The sequence below is a fragment of the Ramlibacter sp. genome, from assembly GCF_036676645.1.
GTDB lineage: Bacteria > Pseudomonadota > Gammaproteobacteria > Burkholderiales > Burkholderiaceae_C > Ramlibacter.
Genome location: NZ_JAKFCM010000016.1, coordinates 1 through 21179, shown reverse-complemented (window position 1 = coordinate 21179; position 21179 = coordinate 1). Strand labels below are relative to the sequence as shown.

General features: G+C 70.0%; 19 protein-coding genes and 2 tRNA genes. 11 read left to right on the top strand and 10 right to left on the bottom strand.

Annotated features, from left to right (window positions below; all coding sequences use genetic code 11):
* Positions 1-5 precede the first annotated feature (5 nt).
* Together uraD and V6M57_RS02325 are read left to right on the top strand one after the other, a co-directional pair.
* Positions 6-1802: a 2-oxo-4-hydroxy-4-carboxy-5-ureidoimidazoline decarboxylase gene (gene uraD / locus V6M57_RS02330; RefSeq protein WP_332813364.1), complete on the top strand. Its 1797-nt coding sequence runs from the start codon at positions 6-8 to the stop codon at positions 1800-1802.
* 6 nt (positions 1803-1808) lie between these two features.
* The gene (locus V6M57_RS02325) at positions 1809-3059 is read left to right on the top strand and encodes a M20 family metallopeptidase (protein ID WP_332813363.1); all 1251 of its coding nucleotides are present in this window, start codon (positions 1809-1811) and stop codon (positions 3057-3059) included.
* 51 nt (positions 3060-3110) lie between these two features.
* Here V6M57_RS02325 and V6M57_RS02320 read toward each other — a convergent pair whose 3' ends face one another.
* Complete coding sequence (locus V6M57_RS02320) at positions 3111-3377, bottom strand: GlsB/YeaQ/YmgE family stress response membrane protein (protein WP_324918003.1); 267 nt, start codon at positions 3375-3377, stop codon at positions 3111-3113.
* Positions 3378-3790: 413 nt separating this feature from the next.
* Here V6M57_RS02320 and V6M57_RS02315 point away from each other — a divergent pair, with 413 nt between their 5' ends.
* From V6M57_RS02315 to V6M57_RS02300, 4 genes are all read left to right on the top strand, one after another.
* On the top strand, positions 3791-4291 hold the full coding sequence (locus V6M57_RS02315) for a hypothetical protein (protein WP_332813362.1): 501 nt from the start codon (positions 3791-3793) through the stop codon (positions 4289-4291).
* 148 nt (positions 4292-4439) lie between these two features.
* Positions 4440-4712, top strand: a complete 273-nt coding sequence (locus V6M57_RS02310; RefSeq protein WP_332813361.1) for a hypothetical protein — start codon at positions 4440-4442, stop codon at positions 4710-4712.
* A 330-nt stretch (positions 4713-5042) separates the two neighbouring features.
* Entirely contained in the window at positions 5043-5663 is a 621-nt protein-coding gene (locus tag V6M57_RS02305; protein WP_332813360.1) for a hemerythrin domain-containing protein, read from the top strand.
* A 30-nt stretch (positions 5664-5693) separates the two neighbouring features.
* Positions 5694-5781 (top strand) — tRNA-Ser (locus V6M57_RS02300).
* 15 nt (positions 5782-5796) lie between these two features.
* On the opposite strand, the gene hemW is transcribed toward V6M57_RS02300, so the two are convergent.
* The 5 genes from hemW to V6M57_RS02275 form a co-directional block, all read right to left on the bottom strand.
* Positions 5797-6984 carry a radical SAM family heme chaperone HemW gene (hemW, locus tag V6M57_RS02295; protein ID WP_332813539.1) on the bottom strand — a complete coding sequence of 396 codons (1188 nt, stop codon included), beginning with the start codon at positions 6982-6984 and terminating at the stop codon, positions 5797-5799.
* A 5-nt stretch (positions 6985-6989) separates the two neighbouring features.
* On the bottom strand, positions 6990-7595 hold the full coding sequence (rdgB, locus tag V6M57_RS02290; protein WP_332813359.1) for an RdgB/HAM1 family non-canonical purine NTP pyrophosphatase: 606 nt from the start codon (positions 7593-7595) through the stop codon (positions 6990-6992).
* Between the two features lie 17 nt (positions 7596-7612).
* Entirely contained in the window at positions 7613-8350 is a 738-nt protein-coding gene (rph, locus tag V6M57_RS02285) for a ribonuclease PH (protein WP_332813358.1), read from the bottom strand.
* A gap of 88 nt (positions 8351-8438) precedes the next feature.
* Positions 8439-9341 (bottom strand): PP2C family protein-serine/threonine phosphatase, encoded by a 903-nt coding sequence (locus V6M57_RS02280; RefSeq protein ID WP_332813357.1) that lies wholly within the window; start codon positions 9339-9341, stop codon positions 8439-8441.
* Between the two features lie 19 nt (positions 9342-9360).
* The gene (locus tag V6M57_RS02275) at positions 9361-10365 is read right to left on the bottom strand and encodes a serine/threonine protein kinase (RefSeq protein ID WP_332813356.1); all 1005 of its coding nucleotides are present in this window, start codon (positions 10363-10365) and stop codon (positions 9361-9363) included.
* 68 nt (positions 10366-10433) lie between these two features.
* On the opposite strand from V6M57_RS02275, the gene V6M57_RS02270 reads away from it, so the two are divergent.
* The 4 genes from V6M57_RS02270 (at position 10434) to V6M57_RS02255 (ending at position 14744) form a co-directional block, all read left to right on the top strand.
* Complete coding sequence (locus V6M57_RS02270; RefSeq protein WP_332813355.1) at positions 10434-11351, top strand: YicC/YloC family endoribonuclease; 918 nt, start codon at positions 10434-10436, stop codon at positions 11349-11351.
* 15 nt (positions 11352-11366) lie between these two features.
* The gene (gene gmk, locus V6M57_RS02265) at positions 11367-11987 is read left to right on the top strand and encodes a guanylate kinase (RefSeq protein WP_332813538.1); all 621 of its coding nucleotides are present in this window, start codon (positions 11367-11369) and stop codon (positions 11985-11987) included.
* 14 nt (positions 11988-12001) lie between these two features.
* Positions 12002-12205 (top strand): DNA-directed RNA polymerase subunit omega, encoded by a 204-nt coding sequence (rpoZ, locus tag V6M57_RS02260; protein ID WP_135262476.1) that lies wholly within the window; start codon positions 12002-12004, stop codon positions 12203-12205.
* Positions 12206-12476: 271 nt separating this feature from the next.
* On the top strand, positions 12477-14744 hold the full coding sequence (locus V6M57_RS02255; RefSeq protein WP_332813354.1) for a RelA/SpoT family protein: 2268 nt from the start codon (positions 12477-12479) through the stop codon (positions 14742-14744).
* Here V6M57_RS02255 and greB read toward each other — a convergent pair.
* On the bottom strand, positions 14733-15305 hold the full coding sequence (gene greB, locus V6M57_RS02250) for a transcription elongation factor GreB (RefSeq protein ID WP_332813353.1): 573 nt from the start codon (positions 15303-15305) through the stop codon (positions 14733-14735). The two genes, V6M57_RS02255 and greB, sit on opposite strands and share 12 nt — an antisense overlap.
* Before the next feature lie 180 nt (positions 15306-15485).
* On the opposite strand from greB, the gene V6M57_RS02245 reads away from it, so the two are divergent.
* On the top strand, positions 15486-16229 hold the full coding sequence (locus tag V6M57_RS02245) for a hypothetical protein (protein WP_332813352.1): 744 nt from the start codon (positions 15486-15488) through the stop codon (positions 16227-16229).
* A gap of 64 nt (positions 16230-16293) precedes the next feature.
* Here the strand turns inward: V6M57_RS02245 and V6M57_RS02240 are convergent, their stop codons facing one another.
* From V6M57_RS02240 to V6M57_RS02230, 3 genes are all read right to left on the bottom strand, one after another.
* Entirely contained in the window at positions 16294-18741 is a 2448-nt protein-coding gene (locus tag V6M57_RS02240) for a bifunctional diguanylate cyclase/phosphodiesterase (protein WP_332813351.1), read from the bottom strand.
* Between the two features lie 146 nt (positions 18742-18887).
* The gene (locus V6M57_RS02235) at positions 18888-20771 is read right to left on the bottom strand and encodes a putative bifunctional diguanylate cyclase/phosphodiesterase (RefSeq protein ID WP_332813350.1); all 1884 of its coding nucleotides are present in this window, start codon (positions 20769-20771) and stop codon (positions 18888-18890) included.
* A gap of 227 nt (positions 20772-20998) precedes the next feature.
* Positions 20999-21075: transfer RNA gene (locus V6M57_RS02230), tRNA-Arg, on the bottom strand.
* Between the last annotated feature and the right edge of the window lie 104 nt (positions 21076-21179).

Genomic DNA, 21179 nt, shown 5'->3' with positions numbered 1-21179 from the left:
ACGCCATGGCCCCCACTCTCGAACATCTCAATGCCGCGCCCGCCGAGGAGGCCGCTCGCCTGCTCGAAGGCGTGTACGAGCACTCGCCCTGGATCGCACAGGCGGCGCTGGCGGTGCGGCCGTTCCGCTCGCTCGCCCACCTCAAGCACGCGATGGCGCAGGCCGTGGAGGGCGCCGGGCCCGAGCCGCAGCTGGCACTGCTGCGCGCGCACCCGGAACTGGCCGGCAAGGCCATGGTCAGCAAGACTCTCACGGCCGAATCCAGCCATGAGCAGGGCCGGGCGGGCCTGGCCGACTGCACGCCCGGCGAGTTCGCAACGATCCAGCGGCTCAACGCCGACTACAACGCGAAGTTCGGCTTCCCCTTCATCCTGGCCGTGCGCGGGCCACGCGGCGCCGGGCTGACGCGGGCCGAGATCATCGGGACCTTCGAGCGCCGCCTGGGCAACCCGGTGGACGTGGAGCGGGCCGAGGCCCTGCGCAACGTGCACCGCATTGCCGAGATCCGGCTGAACGACAAGTTCGGCGCCGCACCCGTGCAAGGCGAGCAGGTCTGGGACCAGCTGGAGCAGCTCGCCCAGTTCAGCGATCCCGGGTTCAAGGAACAGGGGCAGCTCACGGTCACTTACCTCACCGACGCGCACCGCTCGGCAGCGGCCCGGATCGTGCAGGACATGAAGGAGGCCGGGTTCGACGAGGTGTCGATCGATGCGGTCGGGAACGTGGTGGGGGTCTATCGGGCCGGGAGCCCCGGTCCCGGCGCGCGAACGGGAGCCCAACGGCTGCTCACGGGCTCGCACTACGACACGGTCCGCAACGGCGGCAAGTACGACGGGCGGCTGGGCATCTACGTGCCGATCGCCTGCGTGCGCCAGCTGGCGCGTGAGCAGCGCCGGCTGCCCTGCGCCATCGAGGTCGTCGCCTTCGCGGAAGAAGAGGGTCAGCGCTACAAGGCGACCTTCCTGGGGTCGGGGGCGCTGATCGGGGCCTTCGATCCGGCCTGGCTGGACCAGGCCGATGCCGACGGCATCACCATGCGCGAGGCCATGCGGAACGCGGGCCTGCCGGCCACGCTGGAGGCGATCGCGGCCCTGCGGCGCGATCCGGCCCTGTACCTGGGTTTTGTCGAAGTGCACATCGAGCAGGGCCCGGTGCTCAACGAGATGAATCTTCCGCTGGGCGTGGTCACCTCCATCAACGGCGGCGTGCGCTACCTGTGCGAGGTCGCCGGCATGGCCAGCCACGCCGGGACCACGCCGATGGACCGCCGGCGCGATGCCGCCGTGGGGGTGGCCGAACTGGCGCTCTACGTCGAGGAACGCGCCGCGCGCGACGGCGACTCGGTCGGAACCATCGGCATCCTCAACGTTCCGGGCGGCTCGACCAACGTGATCCCCGGCCGCTGCCAGTTCACGCTGGACCTGCGCGCGCCCAACGACCCGCAGCGCGACGCGCTGGTGGCCGACGTGCTGGCCCGATTGGAGGCGATCTGCGAGCGCCGCGGCCTGCAGTTCAGTTGCGAGCAGACCATGCGCGCCGCCGCGGCGCCCTGCGCGGCGCAGTGGCAGTCGCGCTGGGAACGCGCGATCCAGTCGCTCGGCCTGCCGGTGCACCACATGCCCAGCGGCGCCGGCCACGACGCGATGAAGCTGCACGAGGTGATGCCGCAGGCCATGCTGTTCGTGCGCGGCCAGAACGCCGGCATCAGCCACAACCCGCTGGAGAGCACCACCGCCGACGACATCGGGCTGGCCGTGCACGCGATGCGCCACCTGCTCGAACAACTGGCCAACGAGCCCTGAGGACCCATGACCGACCACGACAAGCTCGACGCCTGGATCGACGCCCACTTCGACGAGCAGGTGCGCTTCCTGCAGGAGCTGGTGCGCGTGCCCACCGACACGCCGCCCGGCCACAACGCCCCGCACGCCGACCGCACGGCCGAGCTGCTGCGCGCCTTCGGCTTCGAGGCCGAGAAGCACCCGGTGCCCGCCGCCGAGGTGCAGGCGCACGGACTGCAGTCGATCACCAACCTGGTGGTGCGGCGCCGCTACGGCGAGGGTGGCCGCACGATCGCGCTCAATGCCCACGGCGACGTGGTCCCCCCGGGCGAGGGCTGGCGGCACGATCCCTACGGTGCGCAGATCGAGGACGGCTTCCTCTACGGCCGCGCCGCGGCGGTGAGCAAGGGCGACTTCGCCAGCTTCAGCTTCGCGGTGCGCGCGCTCGAATCGCTGCAGGCACCGCTGGCTGGCGGCATCGAACTGCACTTCACCTACGACGAGGAGTTCGGTGGCGAGATGGGGCCCGGCTGGCTGCTCAGGAACGGCATCACGCGCCCGGACCTGCTGGTCGCCGCCGGCTTCAGCTACGAGGTGGTGGTGGCGCACAACGGCTGCCTGCAGCTGGAGGTGACCGTGCATGGCGACATGAGCCATGCCGCCATTCCCGACAGTGGCACGGATGCGCTGCAGGGCGCCGCCCACATCCTGCAGGCGCTGTACCGGCTGAACCGGCAGTACCTGGAGGTGAACTCCAGCGTCCCGGGTATCACCCATCCCTACCTGAACGTCGGTTGGATCGCCGGCGGCACCAACACCAACGTCGTGCCGGGCAAGGTGGCGTTCAAGCTGGACCGGCGCATGGTCCCCGAAGAGGATCCGGAACAGGTCGAGCAGGCGATCCGCGCCACCATCGAAGCCGCCGCCGGCACCTTCGATCCGCCGCGCGGGGGCAAGGGCATCCGGGTCGAGATCCGGCGCATCCTGCTGGCGCGGGCGATGGTGCCGCTGCCCGGCAATCGGCCGCTGGTCGAGGCGCTGCAGCGCAACGCGCTGGCGGTGTTCGGCGAAGCGATTCCGGCCGTCGGCACGCCGCTGTACACCGACGTGCGCCTGTACACCGAGGCCGGCATCCCAGGCGTGACCTACGGCGCCGGTCCGCGCACGGTGCGCGAGTCGAACGCCAAGCGCGCCGACGAGCGCCTGGACCTGGAGGACCTGCGCCGCGCCACCAAGGTGATCGCCCGCACTTTGCGGGACCTGCTGGCCCAGCCATGAAAAAGGGCCGCTCCGGCGGCCCTTCGAGTCCTTGCCGAGCCAGGAGGCGGCTTACCTCACCCGGCCGCGGCGGAACAGGTTGACGATCGCCAGCAGGATGATGGCGCCGACCAGCGACACCAGGACGGAGCCGATGCTGATGCCCTCGTTGATGGTGCCCACGCCCACCATCGGCGAGATGATCCAGCCGCCGAGGAAGGCCCCGATGATGCCCACGATCACGTTCAGCAGGATGCCCTGCTGCCCGTCGGTGCGCATGATCAGGCTGGCCAGCCAGCCCACGATGCCACCCACGATCAACCAGATGAGAAAGCCCATGATGCACTCCTTATGCCGCGCACGGCGATTTGTTGATAGCGGCCGGACCCCTGGCCTCGACCCCCTGCCGCCTCTCAGGGCAGCCGGTGATGGCAATATGGTTGCGTGCCCCTAGCGCAGGCGTAGTCGGGCGCACAGGCTGACCGTGCGCGGGGTTCGCGTGGAAACGTCAGACAACCCCTACCTCAGCCCGGCCATTCGGAATGGCTGCGAGAGGCCGGTTTCAGAGGCGCTAAAAGGGCGGTGGTCGCACCGGGCGACGGCCGCGCAGGCCTCGCCCGCAGCCCCTTCCTGACGGCATGGTCCTACGGCGGCAGCGGCAGCTTGCCGCCCCACCCCGCCAGCGTGCTCCGGCATGCGGCGTGCGGATCGGCTCCTAGATTGGGGGCCATTCGAGACCAGGAGTCCCATCCATGAGAAATCCCTCCCGGCTGCACCCTTGCATGCCCCTCGCTTCGTTTGCCGCCGTGTCGCTGCTGGCCATGGGCAGCGCGATGGCCCAGGTGGCCCCGGCCGCATCCGGCAGCACGCCCGCCGACACCAGCGGCAATTACCGGCTGGAGGTGCAGGCGTGCAAGTCGGGCGACACCCAGCAGGACCGCGCGACCTGCATGGAGGAAGCGCGCAACGCCAATGCGGCCAGGCAGCGCGGCACCCTCTACAAGGGTGCGAGCGAGGCGCAGTACGAAGCGAATGCCAAGGCGCGTTGCGACGTGTTCAAGGACGCGGAGAACAAGGCGGCGTGCGAGGCGCGGGTGATGGGCTACGGCACCGTCACCGGCAGCGTGGCCGGCGGCGGCCTGCTGCGCGAAGTCGAGACGGTGGTGCTGCCGCCCGGCCAGGACTCGGTCACCATCGAGCCCCGGACTTCCGATCCGGTGTTGCTGGTGCCGGTGCCCGCCACCCGGCAGTGATGCGGCTGCGCTGCAGGTCGGCCGGCCGCAGCGAGTGGTAACAACCCGCAGCAGAGGCTGCGTCCTACACCGCAAGCCAGGCCTGCGGCTAGCCTTGTTGCGTTCATGCAGCGCCCGGCGGTGGGCGCGAGGACGAGGACGCAACTCCATGGCAGAGCAGAAATCCCCGGGTGCGCGGCAGCAGTCCGAGCCGGCGCGAGCGCGACACGGGTACCGGAACGAACTGAACTGGGAAGGCGGCTCGGTGCGGGGCGACATGCCCAGCGGGAGCCCGGCCCGCCTCAGCGGGCGGCAGCCCTACGGCAACCAGGGGCCGGTGGAGACGCCCAGCCGCGGCGAGGAGTACGCCGGCGGCAACCGGCGCGAGCGCTCCGGCCGGACGCTGGAGCAGCTCGACCAGGCCAAGGGAACGCCACCCTGAAGAGGTGGCTCAGAGGACGCCCAGCAGCATCAGGACGACGATCACCACGAGCGGCACGCCCAGCAGCCAAAGGATCACCGGCATTCGCATCTCCCTGGGGATGTGTGTTCGGCGCCAAGGTAGCCGGCGGTGCGTCCGCGCGTTGCGGGGCACGGGCTACACACGAGGTAGGCGGCAGGCCCGGCGCGGTGTCGTCGGAAGGCGACGGCCCACGGCGGCCGGCAAAGGGGCTTGCTCCTACAGGGGGCGGCTGCGGCGCCCGGCATCATGCCCCGGCGCGCGCGGCGAGGTCCGTGCCGGAGACCGCCGCATGAGAAAAGGAGCCTGCAAATGACCGCCTCCCTCCTGAGCCGGATGTCCCCCACCATCACCAACATGATCCGGATGGACCACACGCACCTGGTCTCGGCTTTCCACCAGTACCAGCTGGACACGCCGGCGCGCGTGAAGAAGGGCCTGGCGGACAACATCTGCCTGGCCCTCGAGGTGCACGCGCAGCTCGAAGAGGAAATCTTCTACCCGGCCATGCGCGAGGTGGCGCCCGACGACGTGCTGGAACAGTCCAAGCCCGCTCACGACGAGATGCGCAGCCTGATCGCGCGGCTGCGCGCACTGCAACCGCAGGACGCCGGCTTCGACCAGACCGTGTTCGACCTGATGCGCGCCGTGCTGCACCACGTGGCCGAGGAGGAAACGCAACTCCTGCCCAAGGCCGAGCGCCTGCTCTCCGGGCAGTTGTCGGAGATGGGCTCACGCATGACGCGCCGCCGCCTGCAGTTGCTGGGCCCGCGCAGCGGCGAGCTGGCCGGCAGCATGGCGCGTTCCATGAGCAGCGGCACCTTGCTGGCGGCCGCCGGTGCGCTGGCCGCGGCCGGCGGGCTGCTGCTGGCGCGCAGGACCGACGCTTCATCGCGCGAAGGCTGGATGCACAAGCCGCGCGCCGGCCACTGAGTGCCCCACCGGCCCTAGAATGCCCCACCCGGAAGCGTGGCAGAGCGGTCGATTGCACCGGTCTTGAAAACCGGCAAGGGGCAACCCTTCATGAGTTCGAATCTCATCGCTTCCGCCACGAGGGCGTGCGATCTCACTCTGCCAGGAACAACGCCTGCAGGTCGCTGAGGAAATCGAATCCGCGGTCCGTGGGGCGCACGCGGGCGGCCTTCACCTCCAGCAAGCCCTGCGCGCGCGCCTGCGCGAGTTGCGGTTCGATGGCGGACAGCGGCAGCCCGGTCCGCTCGAAGAAGGTCTTCAGCGTGAAGCCGCCGCGCAGCCGCAGCGCGTTGAGCATGAACTCGAACGGCAACTGTCCGCGCGGGACTTCCTGCTCCTGCGTGACCGCGTTGCCGGCCAGCGCCTTGTCCATGTACAGCCGCGGTTCGCGAAAGCGGACCTGCCGCACGATGCGGCTGGGGAAACTCAGCTTGCCGTGGGCGCCGGCCCCGAGTCCGAGGTAGTCGCCGAACTGCCAGTAGTTCAGGTTGTGCTTGCACGCGTGGCCCGGCTTGGCATAGGCGGATACCTCGTAGCGGTCCAGGCCCGCTGCCGAAGTCATCTCCGTGATGCGGTCCAGCATCGACCAGGCGACATCGTCCTCCGGCAGCGCCGGCGGGTGCTTGGCGAAGAAGGTGTTCGGCTCGATCGTGAGGTGGTAGACGGACAGGTGCGGCGGCACCAGCGCCAGTGCCTGCGCGAGGTCCTGCTCCAGCATCGCCAGGTCCTGGCCCGGCAGGGCGTACATCAGGTCCAGGTTGAAGGTCTCGAAGGCCAGCGCTGCCTCTTCCGCCGCCGCGATCGCCTGGCGGCGATCGTGCACGCGGCCCAGGGCACGCAGGTGCTGGTCGTTGAAGCTCTGCACGCCGATCGACAGGCGCGTGACGCCGGCGTCGCGGAATGCGCGGAAGCGGTCCTTCTCGAAGGTGCCGGGGTTGGCCTCCAGCGTGATCTCGCAGCCGGGATCCAGGTTCAGGCGCGCGCGCACGCCGCCAATGAGCGCCTCGATGGCCTGCGGCGAGAACAGGCTGGGCGTGCCGCCGCCGATGAACACGCTGTGCACGGGGCGGCCCCAGACCAGCGGCAGCGCCGCTTCCAGGTCGGCCATCAGCGCGTCGACGTAGCGCTGCTCGGGCACGGCGCCGCCCTGGGCCTCGTGCGAATTGAAGTCGCAATAGGGGCACTTGCGCAGGCACCAGGGCAGGTGCACGTAGACGGACAGCGGCGGCAGTGCCCGCAGCTGCAGCGGGCCGGGGCGCAGGTAGTGGGCGGCGTCCAGGATCGTGGTCACAGCCAGCGCTCCCGCATCAGGGCCACCATCTGGCGCGCTGCCTGGCCGCGGTGGCTGTGGTCGTTCTTCACCTCCGGGGACAACTGGGCGAAGGTCTTGCCGATGGAAGGGATGAACATCACCGGATCGAAGCCGAAGCCGTTGCCGCCGGCCGGCTCGCGCGCGATCTCGCCCACCGCGCGGCCCACGGCAATGAGGGGCTCCGGGTCTTCCGGGGAGCGCACCGCCACCAGCGTGCTGACCAGTGCGGCGCGGCGGCTGTCGACACCGCGCATCTGCTCCAGCAGGGCGCGCACGTTGTTGTCGTCGCCCTTGTCGTAGCCAAACTGCGTCGCGTAATAGGCCGTGTCGACGCCGGGCCGGCCACCGAAGGCATCCACGCACAGGCCGGCGTCGTCGGCCAGCGCCGGCAAGCCGCTGTGGCGCGCGGCATGCCGCGCCTTGGCCAGCGCGTTCTCGACGAAGGTGCGGAAGGGCTCCTCCGCTTCGGGTATGCCGAGGTCGGCCTGCCGCACCAGCTGCACGCCCAGCGGCGCCAGCATGGCCTGCAGTTCGGCCAGCTTGCCGCGGTTGTTGGAGGCCAGGACGATGCGGCTCACCATCGGTCGCGCCCCCGAACTCAGGCCGGCAGCGGCGCTTCCAGCGCCTGCTGCTGCATCAGCACCAGCTCGGCGATGCCCTTTTCGGCCAGGCGCAGCAGGTGGTCCATCTCGGCGCGGGTGAAGGCCACGCCCTCCGCGGTGCCCTGCACCTCCACGTAATGGCCGGCACCGGTCATCACCACGTTCATGTCGGTGTCGCAGGCCACGTCTTCCACGTACTCGAGGTCGAGCACCGGGACGCCCTGCACGATGCCCACCGATACGGCCGCCACCGGGCCGGTGATCGGCGACGCAGCGAGCTTGCCCTGCTGCATCAGCTTGCCCACGGCATCCTGCGCGGCGACGAAGGCGCCGGTGATGGCGGCGGTGCGGGTGCCGCCGTCGGCCTGCAGCACGTCGCAGTCGATCTGGATCGTGCGCTCCCCCAGGGTCCTGAGGTCGAACACGGCGCGCAGCGAGCGCCCGATCAGGCGCTGGATCTCCTGCGTGCGGCCGCTTTGCTTGCCACGGGCGGCCTCCCGGTCGCCGCGGGTGTGGGTGGCGCGCGGCAGCATGCCATATTCGGCCGTCACCCAGCCCTCGCCGCTGCCGCGCTTGTGCAGCGGCACCTTCTCCTCCACGGAAGCGGTGCACAGCACCCGGGTCTGCCCGAATTCGACCAGCACGGATCCCTCGGCGTGGATGGTGTAGCCGCGCGTGAGGCGCACGGGGCGGAGCTGGTCGGGGGCGCGGCCGTTGGGGCGGGTGGAGGACATGAGGGGCTAGGGGCTAGGGGCTAGGGGCTAGGGGCCAGCGATTGTCGGCTGTTTCCTATTCCCGGTCCCTGGCCCCCCGTTCCTTCCCTCAGCTCTTGCGCGCCGCCGAACGCCGGATCGCCTCGTTGATCTCGGCGATGGACCGCTCGATGGCGGCATCGTCGAGATCGTCGATCAGCGTGTCCATCACCCCGGCCTGGATGGTGGAGGCGAACACGCCGTCGGAGATGCTGTCGGTCGATACGCCATGGGTGGACTCGAAGACGTCCGGGGTCTCCCATTCCAGCGCGATGACCGTGGTGTTGTCGCAGCCGGGGCCGCCATTGCGCAGCGCCAGCTCCACCAGTTCGGGTGCGGCCTCCGATACCGCCCTGCTGCTCAGCTGCCTGACGATGTCGGCGTCGGGCACGGAACTCCACAGCCCGTCGGAGCACAGCAGGATCTTGTCGCCCTGCTGCAGCACCACGGGGCCCGTGATGTCGAACACCGGCCGGGTGGGCGAGCCCAGGCAGGTGAACAGGATGTTGCGGTTGATGCGCTCGAGCTTGATCACGCCCGAGCTGTGCTGCTCCAGGTAGGAGTGGTCGCGGGTGCGCGTGAGGAGCTCGCCGTCGCGCACCACGTACAGCCGCGAATCGCCGCAATGCACCCAGTACGCCGAGGTGCCCTGCAGCAGCGCCGCCACCAGCGTGGTGCGCGGCGTGTCGAGCATGCCCTTCTCGCTGGCGTAGCGGATGATCTGGTGGTGCGCGGCCATCAGTGCGCCGGAGAGGAACTCCTCCGGCTCGCGCACCGTGGGGCGCGCCTCCTTCTGGTACAGCGCCGAGATGGTCTGCAAGGCCAGCTGGGCGGCCACTTCGCCCTCCGGGTGCCCGCCCATGCCGTCGGCCAGCACGAACAGGCCGGACTCGCGCGTGTAGCAGTAGCCCATGCGGTCCTCGTTCTTCTCGCGGCCGCCGCGGCGGCTGATCTGGAAGACGGAAAATTTCATGGCGAGTCCCGTGGCGGGTTCACTTCAGCCGGGCGGCGCCGGTGGCGCGGCGCAGGCCCTTGCGGGAGTCGGACACCATGTTGTCGAACTGCAGGCGCATCTTCTCGCCCACCGTGAGCTTGGTGTAGCGCCGCTCGCCTTCGCGGCTCAATTCCTTCTGCAGCGCGAACACCGACTGCGGGCGGGACAGCGGGTCCAGCGACATGCACCATTCCACCACCTCGATCAGGTTGTCGGAGTAGACGCCGCGCAGGCGCGAGAGCGCCAGCGCGAGGCGATCCTTCTCCAGGCGCTGGGGCGCGTCGTTGGGCGGGTAGCCCTGCATGCAGGCGTAGATGCAGGCGCCGATCGCGTAGATGTCGGTCCACGGGCCCATGGACGAATCGCGCCGGTACATCTCGGGCGCGGCGAAGCCGGGCGTGTACATGGGCCGGATGAAGTTGCCTTCCTTGGACAGCACCTCGCGCGCGGCGCCGAAATCGATCATCACCGCCTTGTTGTCGTCGGTGATGAAGATGTTGGCCGGCTTGATGTCCAGGTGCAGCATCTTGTGCTGGTGCACGATGCGAAGGCCGCGCAGGATCTCGTCGAACAGCGAGCGGATGGTCGACTCGCGGAACACCTTCTGCTTCTTCAGTTCGCGCGCCGTGATGATGAAGTCCTGCAGGGTCGCGCCCTCCAGGTAGTTCATCACCATGTAGACGGTCTCGTTCTCGCGGAAGAAGTTGAGCACGCTGACGACCGACGCGTGCGAGATCTGGGCGAGCGAGCGGCCTTCCTCGAAGAAGCTCTTGAGGCCCAGGCGATAGAGGGACAGCTTCTCGGGCTGCACCTGCGGCAGCAGCTCGCCGGGCGCACGGGTGGCGAGCGAAGCGGGGAGGTATTCCTTGATCGCGACCTGCTGGCCTTCGCTGTCGACGGCGAGGTAGACGACGCCGAATCCGCCGGCGGAGAGCTTGCGCACCACGCGATAGCCGCCTATGACGGTATCCGGTGGCAAGGGCGCCGGCTTGACCTTTGACATAATTTCCAGTCTAGGGCCGCCGGCGCGGCCCCGTTATCCTCGCTATCCCGCAACCCCCCAGAGAGTCGATGCCAGTTTACAGCATGACCGGTTACGCCAGCGGGCAGCAAAGCCTGGCCGCCGCTGCGCCCGGTCACGACGCCAGGGCACCGGCCCAGGGCCGCCTCGGGCTGGAGATCCGCTCCGTCAACAGCCGCTTCCTCGACCTGTCGTTGCGGCTGTCCGAGGACCTGCGCCAGCACGAGCCCGCGCTGCGCGAGCTGCTGCAAGCCCGCCTGAAGCGGGGCAAGGTCGAACTGCGTGCGGGCCTGGAATCGGCGCAGGCCGAGGCCGTGCGCGAGCCGACCGCCCGCCTGCTGCAGCGGCTGGCCGCGATGCAGGACACCGTGCGCGGCTGGTTGCCCGACGCGCGCGCGCTGAGCGTGGCCGACGTGCTGCGGCTGGGTGCCGGTGAAGAAGCGCCGCATGCCGACCCCGGCCCCGCGCTGCTGCAGCTGGCCCGACAGGCAGCCGACGACCTGGTGGCCGCGCGCGAGCGCGAGGGCGCCCGCCTGGCGACCATGCTGCTCGGCCACCTCGAGCAGCTGCGCGCCCTGGCCGAACAGGCGGCGCCGCTGGTGCCGCAACTGGTGGAACAGCAGCGCGCCCGCTTCCTGGAGCGCTGGAACGAAGCCATGGGCCTGGCCGACGGCGCCGCCACCCCGGAGGCAGCCCAGGACCGCGCCCTGACCGAGGCCACCGCCTTCGCCATCCGGATCGACGTGGCCGAGGAGCTCACCCGCCTGGCCGCCCACCTGGACGAGATCGAGCGCCTGATCAGGAAGGGGGGCGAGATCGGCAAGCGGCTGGACTTCCTGATCCAGGAGCTGCACCGCGAGGCCAACACCCTGGGCTCCAAGTCGGCGGCGCTGGAGCTGACCCGCATCTCGGTGGACATGAAGGTGCTGGTCGAGCAGATGCGCGAGCAGGTGCAGAACATCGAGTAGGTGCGGCCGATGCCCATGGACTACCCCGGCAACCTGTTCGTCGTGGCCGCCCCCAGCGGGGCCGGCAAGTCCAGCCTGGTCAAGGCCCTGCTGGAGCTGGACTCGCAGGTGCAGCCCTCGGTGTCGCACACCACGCGCGCGCCGCGGGGGCAGGAAAAGCACGGGCGCGAGTACTTCTTCGTCTCCGACCAGGAGTTCGACGCGATGGTGCTCGGCGACGGCTTCGTCGAGTGGGCATTCGTGCATGGGCGCCGCTACGGCACCTCCAAGAAGGCGATCGAGGACCGCATCTCGCAGGGCGCCGACGTGATCCTGGAGATCGACTACCAGGGCGCCCTGCAGATCAAGCGCATGTTCGCCAACGCGGTGCTGGTGTTCGTGCTGCCTCCCAGCTGGGAGGAACTGCGCTCCCGCCTGGAGCGGCGCGGCGAGGACTCGGCCGAGGTCATCGAGCTGCGCCTGCGCAATGCGGCCGAGGAGATGGCCAAGGCGCCGGAATTCGACTTCGTTATAATCAATGAGCTTTTCGAACGAGCGCTGTTCGACCTCAAAGCCATCGTTCACGCCCAGCGGCTGAAGTATTCCGCCCAGCGCCGGGCCCGGGCCGAGACCTTCAAGGCCCTCAACATCCCCTGACACCGCGAGAGACCATGGCCCGCATCACCGTCGAAGATTGCCTGGAGAAGATCCCCAACCGCTTCCAGCTGGTGCTGGCCGCCACCTACCGCGCCCGCATGCTGAGCCAGGGCCACGCGCCCAAGATCGAGAGCAAGAACAAGCCGGGCGTCACCGCCCTGCGCGAAATCGCCGACGGCAAGATCGGCCTGGAGATGCTGAAGAAGGTGCCTGGCTGAGCGCAGCGAAGCCAGGCATCCCGGCGAAAGCCGGGATCCAATCCGATCCCCGCAGCGAAGCCAGGCATCCCGGCGAAAGCCGGGATCCAGTTCCGAATCCATCGAGAATCCAGGCATCTCGGCGAAGACAGGGATCCAGCCCGGATCCACATCGAAGCCTCGCACCCGCCGCAGCCGGGAATGACCGAGGACTCGGCACAAAGGCACCGCCTCAGCGGTGCCTTTTTCGTTCCTGGCGCAGCGAGCACCCGCTCACGCTAACATCCACGGCATGAGTGCCGTGCTCTCCTCCGCCGGCCAAGGCCAGCGCGCCGGGGCGGCGCTGCCCAGCCCGGCGGCCGCCAATGCAGCGGCCGCCAGCTTCGCGGCGCTCACGGCGCGGCTCGACTACCTGGAGCCGGCCGACATCGAGCAGGTCCGCCAGGCCTACCGCTTCGCCGACGAGGCCCACCTGGGCCAGATCCGCGCCAGCGGCGAGCCCTACATCACCCACCCGATCGCGGTGGCGGCCAAGTGCGCCGAATGGAAGCTCGACGCCCAGGCCCTGATGGCCGCGCTGCTGCACGACTCGATCGAGGACTGCGGCGTCACCAAGCCACAGCTGGTCGAACGCTTCGGCGTCGCCGTCGCGGAGCTGGTGGACGGCCTGACCAAGCTGGACAAGCTGCAGTTCAACACGCGCGAGGAAGGCCAGGCCGAGTCGTTCCGCAAGATGCTGCTGGCCATGGCGCGCGACGTGCGCGTCATCCTGATCAAGCTGGCCGACCGCACCCACAACATGCGCACGCTGGAAGACGTGCCGCGCGAGAAGTGGGGGCGCATCTCGCGCGAGACGCTGGACATCTACGCCCCCATCGCGCACCGGCTGGGCCTGAACCTGACCTACCGCGAGCTGCAGGAGCTGGCCTTCCGCTATCTGATGCCCTGGCGCCATGGCGTGCTGGACAAGGCCGTGGCCAAGGCGCGCAGCCGCCGGCGCGACCTGATCCAGAAGGTCCAGCGCGAGGTCGAGGCGGCCTTCGAGCAGGCCGGCATGCAGGTGCGCATCGCCGGGCGCGAGAAGACCATCTACTCCATCTACCGCAAGATGGACGAGAAGCACCTGTCGTTCGCGCAGGTCACCGACATCTACGGCTTCCGCGTCGTCGTGCCGACGGTCACCGACTGCTATACCGCGCTGGGCATCCTGCACCAGATGTACAAGCCGGTGCCGGGCCGCTTCAAGGACCACATCGCCATCCCCAAGGTCAACGGGTACCAGTCCCTGCACACCACGCTGGTGGGCCCCTCCGGCGTGAACGTGGAGTTCCAGATGCGCACCGAGGCCATGCACGTGGTGGCCGAGTCGGGTGTCGCGGCGCACTGGCTGTACAAGGCCAGCCACCCGGACGGCGATGCCTCCGACCGGCTGGGCACCAAGTGGCTGCAGTCGCTGCTGGACATCCAGCACGAAACGCGCGATGCGGCCGAATTCTGGGACCACGTCAAGATCGACCTGTTCCCCGACGCCGTCTACGTGTTCACGCCCAAGAGCCAGATCCTGGCCATGCCACGCGGCGCCACGGTGGTGGATTTCGCCTACGCCATCCACAGCGACGTGGGCGACCACACGGTGGCGGCCAAGATCAACGGAGTCCAGGTCCCGTTGCGCACCGAGCTGAACAACGGTGACGTGGTGGAGGTGGTGACGGCGCCGGTCTCCACGCCCAACCCGGCCTGGCTGGGTTTCGTGCGCACCGGGCGCGCCCGCTCCAAGATCCGCCACCACCTGAAGTCGCTGGCCCAGGTCGAATCGCAGGAGCTGGGCGAAAAGCTGCTCACCCAGGCGCTGCGCGCGGAGGGCATGGAGCGGCTGCCGGCCGACGACGAGGAGCACCGCCCCATCTGGGACAAGCTGCTGCGCTTCACCGGCAGCAAGAGCCGGGCCGAATTGCTGACGGACCTGGGCCTGGGCAAGCGCATCGCGGGCATCGTGGCCAAGCGGCTGATGACGCTGATGGCCGAACTGGGCGAGAAACCCGATGCGCTGCTGATCACGCGCGAGCGCTACACCGCCCACGAGAACGTTTCGCAGGGCAGCGTGGTGCTCGATGGCAGCGAGAACGCCTCGGTGCAGTTCGCTGCCTGCTGCCGGCCGGTGCCCGGCGACGCCATCGTGGGCTACCTGGGGCGCGGCGAAGGCCTGGTGGTGCACCTGGACGACTGCGCCGTGGCGCGCCGCCTGCAGCACAAGGACGCCGAGCGCTTCATCGGCGTCGACTGGTCCGAGGAGCCGGTGCGGGCCTTCGAGACCGCGATCCTGGTCACCGTGGCCAACGGCAAGGGCGTGCTGGCCCGAGTCGCTTCCGCGCTGGCCAGCGTGGAAGCCGACATCACCCACGTGGACATGGACGACCAGCGCGACCAGGACGCCACCGACCTCCGCTTCCTGGTGGCGGTGCGCGACCGCACCCACCTCGAAGCCGTGATGCGCACGCTCAAGCGCACGCCCTCGGTGATGCGCGCGCAGCGCATGCGCGCCGGCCAGTCAGGCGCCTGAGGCCTGCGGCGGCGCGGGATAGCGCACTTCCAGCACCTCGATCTCCTGCGGACCCGCGGGGGTGACCAGCTTCACCACGTCGCCTTCATTGGCCTTGAGCAGCGCACGCGCGATCGGGGAGATCCAGCTCACCTGGCCCCTGGCGCTGTCGGCCTCGTCGATGCCGAGGATGGTGACCGTGCGCTCTGCACCGGCGGGATCGGCGTAGGTCACGGTGGCGCCGAAGAAGACCTGCGTGCCGCCATGGTGCCGCGACGGATCGGTCACTTCCGCGATCTCCAGCCGGCGGGTGAGGAAGCGGATGCGCCGGTCGATCTCGCGCAGTCGCTTCTTGCCATAAAGGTAGTCGCCGTTCTCCGAACGGTCGCCATTGCCGGCCGCCCAGTGCACCACCTCCACCACCTGGGGCCGCTCCTGGTCGATCAGGTGCATCAGTTCCGCGCGCAGCCGCGCGTAGCCTTGCGGGGTGATGTAGTTGCGGCCGCCGGGCGGCAGAGGCGGCAGTGCGTCGTCCTCGTCGCCCTCGGCGGCCTCGCTCTCGCGAGTGAACGCCTTGCTCATGCCGGCAAGGATAGCCCGCGCCTTGCTCGCGCCCAAGCCACGCAGGCGCAACGCAGGCCCCCTCCTACAGGCGCCACGGTGTTCTCCTGACGGGAGAAAGCGGCTGCGCTGCCAACAATCGGTGCCGATGAATCACCCCGCAGTCCAGGCGCCGACACGCGCAGCGACAGAACCCGCCCGATGAGCATGGCCGCCCAGCTTTCCTCGTCGCCGGTGGCCCCCGCACCATCCGGCCGGCGCCCCCGCACCAGTGCGGAGGCCGCCCGCTACGGCGTGCTGCGCCGGCTGGCGCCCGCGCTGAAGCACGACATGGTGGTCAACCTGCAGGCGGTCGCGATGATGGCCGAGGTGCTGAACGCGAGGCTCGAAAAGGGCACGCCGCCGCCGGTCGAACTCGAGAGCAGCGTGTCGCGGGTCAACCGGCTGGCCCGCGATGCGGTCATGACCTGCCTGAAGGTGGCCGCCTGGATCGCGCCGTCGGAGGACGAAAGCGTGCGGCTGCACGAGGGCGTGGAGGAATGCGTGGCCCTGCTGCGCAGCGGCTTCAATTTCCGCGGCTGCACCCTGGCCAACGAGGTGCCCGAGGCCGACTTCGAGGCCTCGCGCGTGGCGCTGCGGCACCTCGTTGCCGCCTCGCTGCTGTCGCTGGCCGATGCCGCCGCCGGCCCCGCCGCGCTGTCCGTGTCCGCCGAAATCTCGCCCGGCTTCGCCGTGCTCACCGTGCGCTGCACGCCGCGGCCGCGGGACGAAGCCCTGTTGCCGGACGCCATTGCGTCGGAGCCCAACTACCGTGCGCTGGAGTGGGCCGACGTGCAGGCGCTGGCGCTGGCCGAAGGCGTGGAGTTGTTCCGCACGCAGGACCAGATCGTCATGCGCGTGCCCCGCATGGTGGCGACCACGCCGCTGCAGATCGCGCCCTTGTAGCTGCCTGGGGGGCAGACCGGAGCAAGCGCAGAGCGCGCACCGCTCTGTCCCCGACCGATCAGGATCAGGCCGGTGCCGCCTCGGTCGCCGCCAGCCTGTCCATGAATGCCTCCAGCTCCGCCACCGGCAGCGGCGGCGAGTACAGGTAGCCCTGGTAGGACAGGCAGCCCTGGCGGGCCAGGAAGTCGCGCTGCTCCGGCGTCTCCACCCCTTCGGCGATCACGTCCAGGTCCAGGCTGTGCGCCAGCCCGATCACGGTGCGGGCGATGGCGGCGTCGTTGGCGTCGGTCAGGATGTCCTTGACGAACTCGCGGTCGATCTTGAGCTGGTCCAGCGGCAGCCGCTTGAGGTAGGAAAGGGAGGAGTAGCCGATCCCGAAGTCGTCCAGCGACAGCGCCACGCCCATCTCCTTGAGGCTGCCCATCTTGGCGATGGTCACGTCGATGCCGTCGGCCAGCAGGCTTTCGGTCAGCTCCAGCTTGAGCTTGTGCGGCTGGATGCCGGACTGCTCGATCGCCTGCATCACCTCGTCGACGAACTCGGGGTGACGGAACTGGCGCACGCTGACGTTCACCGCGATGCTCAGGTGCGCACGGTCGGGCCGGTGCTCCCAGGCCGCGATCTGCGCGCAGGCCTGGTCCAGCACCCAGCGGCCGATCGGGATGATCAGGGAGGTCTCCTCCGCCGCCGGGATGAACTGCTCGGGAGAGACCACCCCGCGCTGCGGGTGCTGCCAGCGCAGGAGCGCCTCCACGCCGATCATGCGGCCGGCCACGTCGACCTGCGGCTGGTACTCCACCTGGAACTGTTTCTCGCGCCAGGCCTGGCGCATGTCGGCGGCCAGCGCCGCGTTGGCGCTGACCACGGCCTGCATCTCCGGATCGAAGAAGCACACGGTGTTGCGCCCCGAGCCCTTGGCCTGGTACATGGCAAGGTCGGCCTGCTTGAGCAACTCGCTGACGGTGCGGTCGCTCCGGCTGAACAGCGTCACGCCGACGCTGCAGGTGCTGTGGTGCAGGTAGCCGGGCAGCACGTAGGGCTCGCCCAGGGCGGCCAGGATGCGGTCGGCGACGGCGCGCGCGCCGGTGGCCGGCTCGAGCGGCTTGTCGCCCCGGTTCTCCAGCAGGATCACGAACTCGTCGCCCCCGAGCCGCGCCACCGTGTCGCCCTTGGCCACGCAGGAGCGCAGGCGCTCGGCCACCAGCTGCAGCAGCATGTCGCCCTTCTGGTGGCCCAGCGTGTCGTTGAGCACCTTGAAATTGTCCAGGTCGATGAACATCAGGGCGCCCTCGCGCGGGCGCGCCGGATCGTTCAGCGCGGCATGCAGCCGGTCCATCAGCAGCTGCCGGTTGGGCAGCCGGGTCAGCGGGTCGTAGAAGGCCAGGTGCTGGATCTTCTCCTCGGCCAGCTTGCGCTCGGTGACGTCGCGGCCCACCGCCACCCAGTGGGTCAGCTTGCGCTCCTTGTCCCACACGGGCGAGACGTCCAGGTCGACCCAGAACGGCTCGCCGTTCTTCTTGTAGTTGACCAGGTCCACGCGGGCGGGCCGCCACTCCTCCATGGCCGCACGGATGCGGTCCAGGGCGGCGCGTTGCGTGTTGGGGCCCTGCAGCAGCCGCGGCGAGCGGCCGATCACCTCGTCGCGGGTGTACCCGGTGCGCCGCTCGAACGCATCGTTGACGAACACGATGCGCGGCCCCGGCTCGCTGAAGGGGCCGGCCTCGGTGATGATGACGATGTCGTTCAGGCGCGCGATGCTGCCCTCCAGCAGCCGCAGCTGCTGCTGGGCCTTGCGCCGGCTGGTCACGTCGCGCAGGTGCAGCGCCATGCCGCCGGCGAATGGAAACGCCCGCACCTCCAGCCAGCTGGCCAGGTGTGCGTCCAGTTCCTCGAACTCCAGCCTGACGCCACGCGAGCACGCGCTGCGGAACTGCTCTTCCAGCCGCAGGCGCACGGTCTTCTGGAACGAGTTCCAGAAGCGGCGGCCCAGCAGCTGCGGGCTGCCGGCGCCCAGCAGGCGCTCGGCCTGCTCGTTGAGGTAGCTGTACTGGCCGTTGCCGTCGACGGTGACGAAAGCCTCGCCGCTGCCCAGGGCTGCTCCCATGCGCAGCAGGGTGCCCGGGCGCAGGCCGCGGGGCGCGATCTCCTGGACGGCGCCCTGCACGGCGACGATGTGGCCCTGCTCGTCGCGCAGGGCTTCGCCCAGAGATCGCACCCACGCCCGGCGGCCGTCCGGCAGGACGATCTGCGCCTCCTCGTCGAACGGGGTTCCGTCGACCGAGCAGGCGCGCAGGAGCTGCTCCATCCGCGCTTGGAAGCCCGGCTCGTAATGGCGGCAGGCATGCTGGGCCGGTGGCGCATAGCCCGGCGGCTGCCCATGGATGGCCGCAAGCTGGTTCGACCAGGACAGCTTGCCGCCGCCCGCCAGGGCCAGCCGCCACACGCCGATCGATGCGGCGCGCTCCAGCATGGGCACGGCGCTCTCGTCCAGTGCCGGTTCAATCGAATGCATGGATCAATGTCGCAACTTGGAAGTGCAGGTGCCGGGGGGCAACTGCCATGGTATGACGGCCGCGGTGCGCGGTCCGGTAGGCCCAGTCCTACTGCCGCTCGAGCCGGCAGGGCAGCCGCGCATTCCCAGCGCGAATCGCTGGCGGCTCAGGCCGGCCGCTCACGGCAGGCCAGCAGGCGCGCGAGTTCGCCGGCCGGCACGGGCGGGCTGTACCAAAAGCCCTGGGCCTGGTCGCACTTGAGGGCCAGCAGCTCGCGCGCCTGGGCTTCGGTTTCCACGCCCTCGGCCACCACCTTCAGGCTGAGGTTGCGCGCCAGGCTGATGCAGGTGCCCACCAGGCCGCGGTAGGCCGCATCGGTGGCGATCCTGGCGACGAACGACCGGTCGATCTTCACCTCGTCCACCGGCAGGGTGACGAGGTAGGCCAGCGAGGAGTAGCCGGTACCGAAATCGTCGATCGCCACCGGCAGCCCCAGCGCCCGCACCTGGCTGAGCACGTCGACCGCGCGCGCCATGTTGCTGATCAGCACGCTTTCCGTGACCTCGACGCCCAAGGCATCGCCATGGCCTGCGACCCGCGCCAGCGCGGCGCGCAGGTGCTGGACGAACTCGCCGTCGCGCAGCTGGGCGGCCGCCACGTTCACCGCGATGCGCGGCGCCGGCAGGCCGGCGTCGTGCCAGAGCTGCCAGTCGGCGGCCGCGCGCTCGAGGATGCGGCGCCCGACCTCGCGGATCAGCCCGGTCGCCTCCAGCGCCGGCACGAACTCGGACGGCGGCACCAGGCCGCGCTGCGGGTGGATCCAGCGGATCAGCGCCTCCACGCCCACGATGCGGCCGCTGGCCAGCTCGACCTTGGGCTGGTAGTGGTTGACGAACTCGTCGCGGTCCAGCGCTGCGCGCAGCTGCGGCTCCAGCCGGTAGTGCGTGCTGGCTGCCGTATCGACGTAGCGATCGAAGAAGGCCGCCGGCTCGTCGCGCTCGATCGCCAGCTGCAGGGCGTTGTCCGCGGCGTTGACGACTTCGTCCAGCGTCGCGCCGTCGCGCGGGTAGGCGGCAAAGCCCAGGTGCACGGGGCAGACCAGTGTCAGCCCGTTGACCGTGTAGGGCGCCTGCAGCTGGGCCGAGACCCGCGGCGCCTGCGTGAACGTGCCCGGCTCCATGTCGGGGAAGAACAGCAGGAACAGCCCGCGCTTGATCCGCCCGAGGAAGGCACCCTGGTCCGCCAGCGTGCGCAGGCGGGCGGCGGTCTGCTGCACCAGCGCATCGGCGACCCGGAAGCCGTGCGCGGCACTGATCTGGCTGAGCGCCTTCAGCCGCACGAAGCAGACCACGCCCTGGCGCGGGTGGGCCGATTCGAACTGCGACTCGAAATGCAGCCAGTTGGGCAGGCCGGTCAGCCGGTCGGTCTGAGTGGCCAGGCGCAACTGGCGGCGCAGCCCGAGCTGGGAGCACACGGCCCGGCCCAGTCGCTCCAGGGCCTGCCGTTGCGGCGGCGTCAAGCGCCTGGGAACCTCGTCCATGACGCACAGCGTGCCGATCGCGCTGCCCTCGCGCGTGCGCAGCGGCACGCCCGCGTAGAAGCGCACTGGCCGGGAGCCGGGACCGTGCAGGAAGGGGTTGAACCAGGGAGCGGCAGCGGCGTCCGGCACTTCCACGACGTCCTCGCTGCCGAGGATCGCACGCGCGCAGAAGCCGGCATCCCGATCGGCGTCGGCGACCGGGATGCCGACCCGGGCCTTGTACCACTGGCGCGAGGCGTCGACGAAGGACAGCGCCGCCATGGGCGTGCCGCACACATCGGCAGCCAGCTGCACCAGGCTTTCGCAGACCTCGTCCGCTTCGGTGTCCACGATGCCCAGGTCGCGCAGCTCCGCCAGCCGCAGCGGCTCGTCGGTCGGCAGCAGCGGCGCCGAGTGCAGCATGGCCAGCTGCTCGGGGGTGAGGGGCTGTCCTCCTTCCCTCGGCTTCGCGGGCTGCGCGGCCCGCACCCGCCGCACGGCCGCTTCGGCGCGCGACAGCAGCTCGATCACCGCCGGCCTCCAGCGCCCTCCTGCGGGCTGCCGCGCCACGAAGCTGCCATGGCCGCACCGCCGGGCCTGCCGCACTTACATGGCGTAAGGAAAGTTTTCATGGGCGGCCCCACTGTAGGGAGGCGCCCCGTTACGGCTGTGTCAGCCGGCGGGCGCTGATGGCGTAGGACGCCGGCTACGCGACGGCCATGAAAAAGGCCAGTGCAGGTGCACTGGCCTTTCATGGATGGCGCGGCTGGCAGGATTCGAACCCACGACCCCTTGGTTCGTAGCCAAGTACTCTATCCAACTGAGCTACAGCCGCGAAGCCGGCGAGTATAGCAGGTGGCGCGGACGCGCCGCCCCGGCCTCGGCCCGCTGGTGGTAGGGCGTGCTGGGCTCGAACCAGCGACCAAGGGATTATGAGTC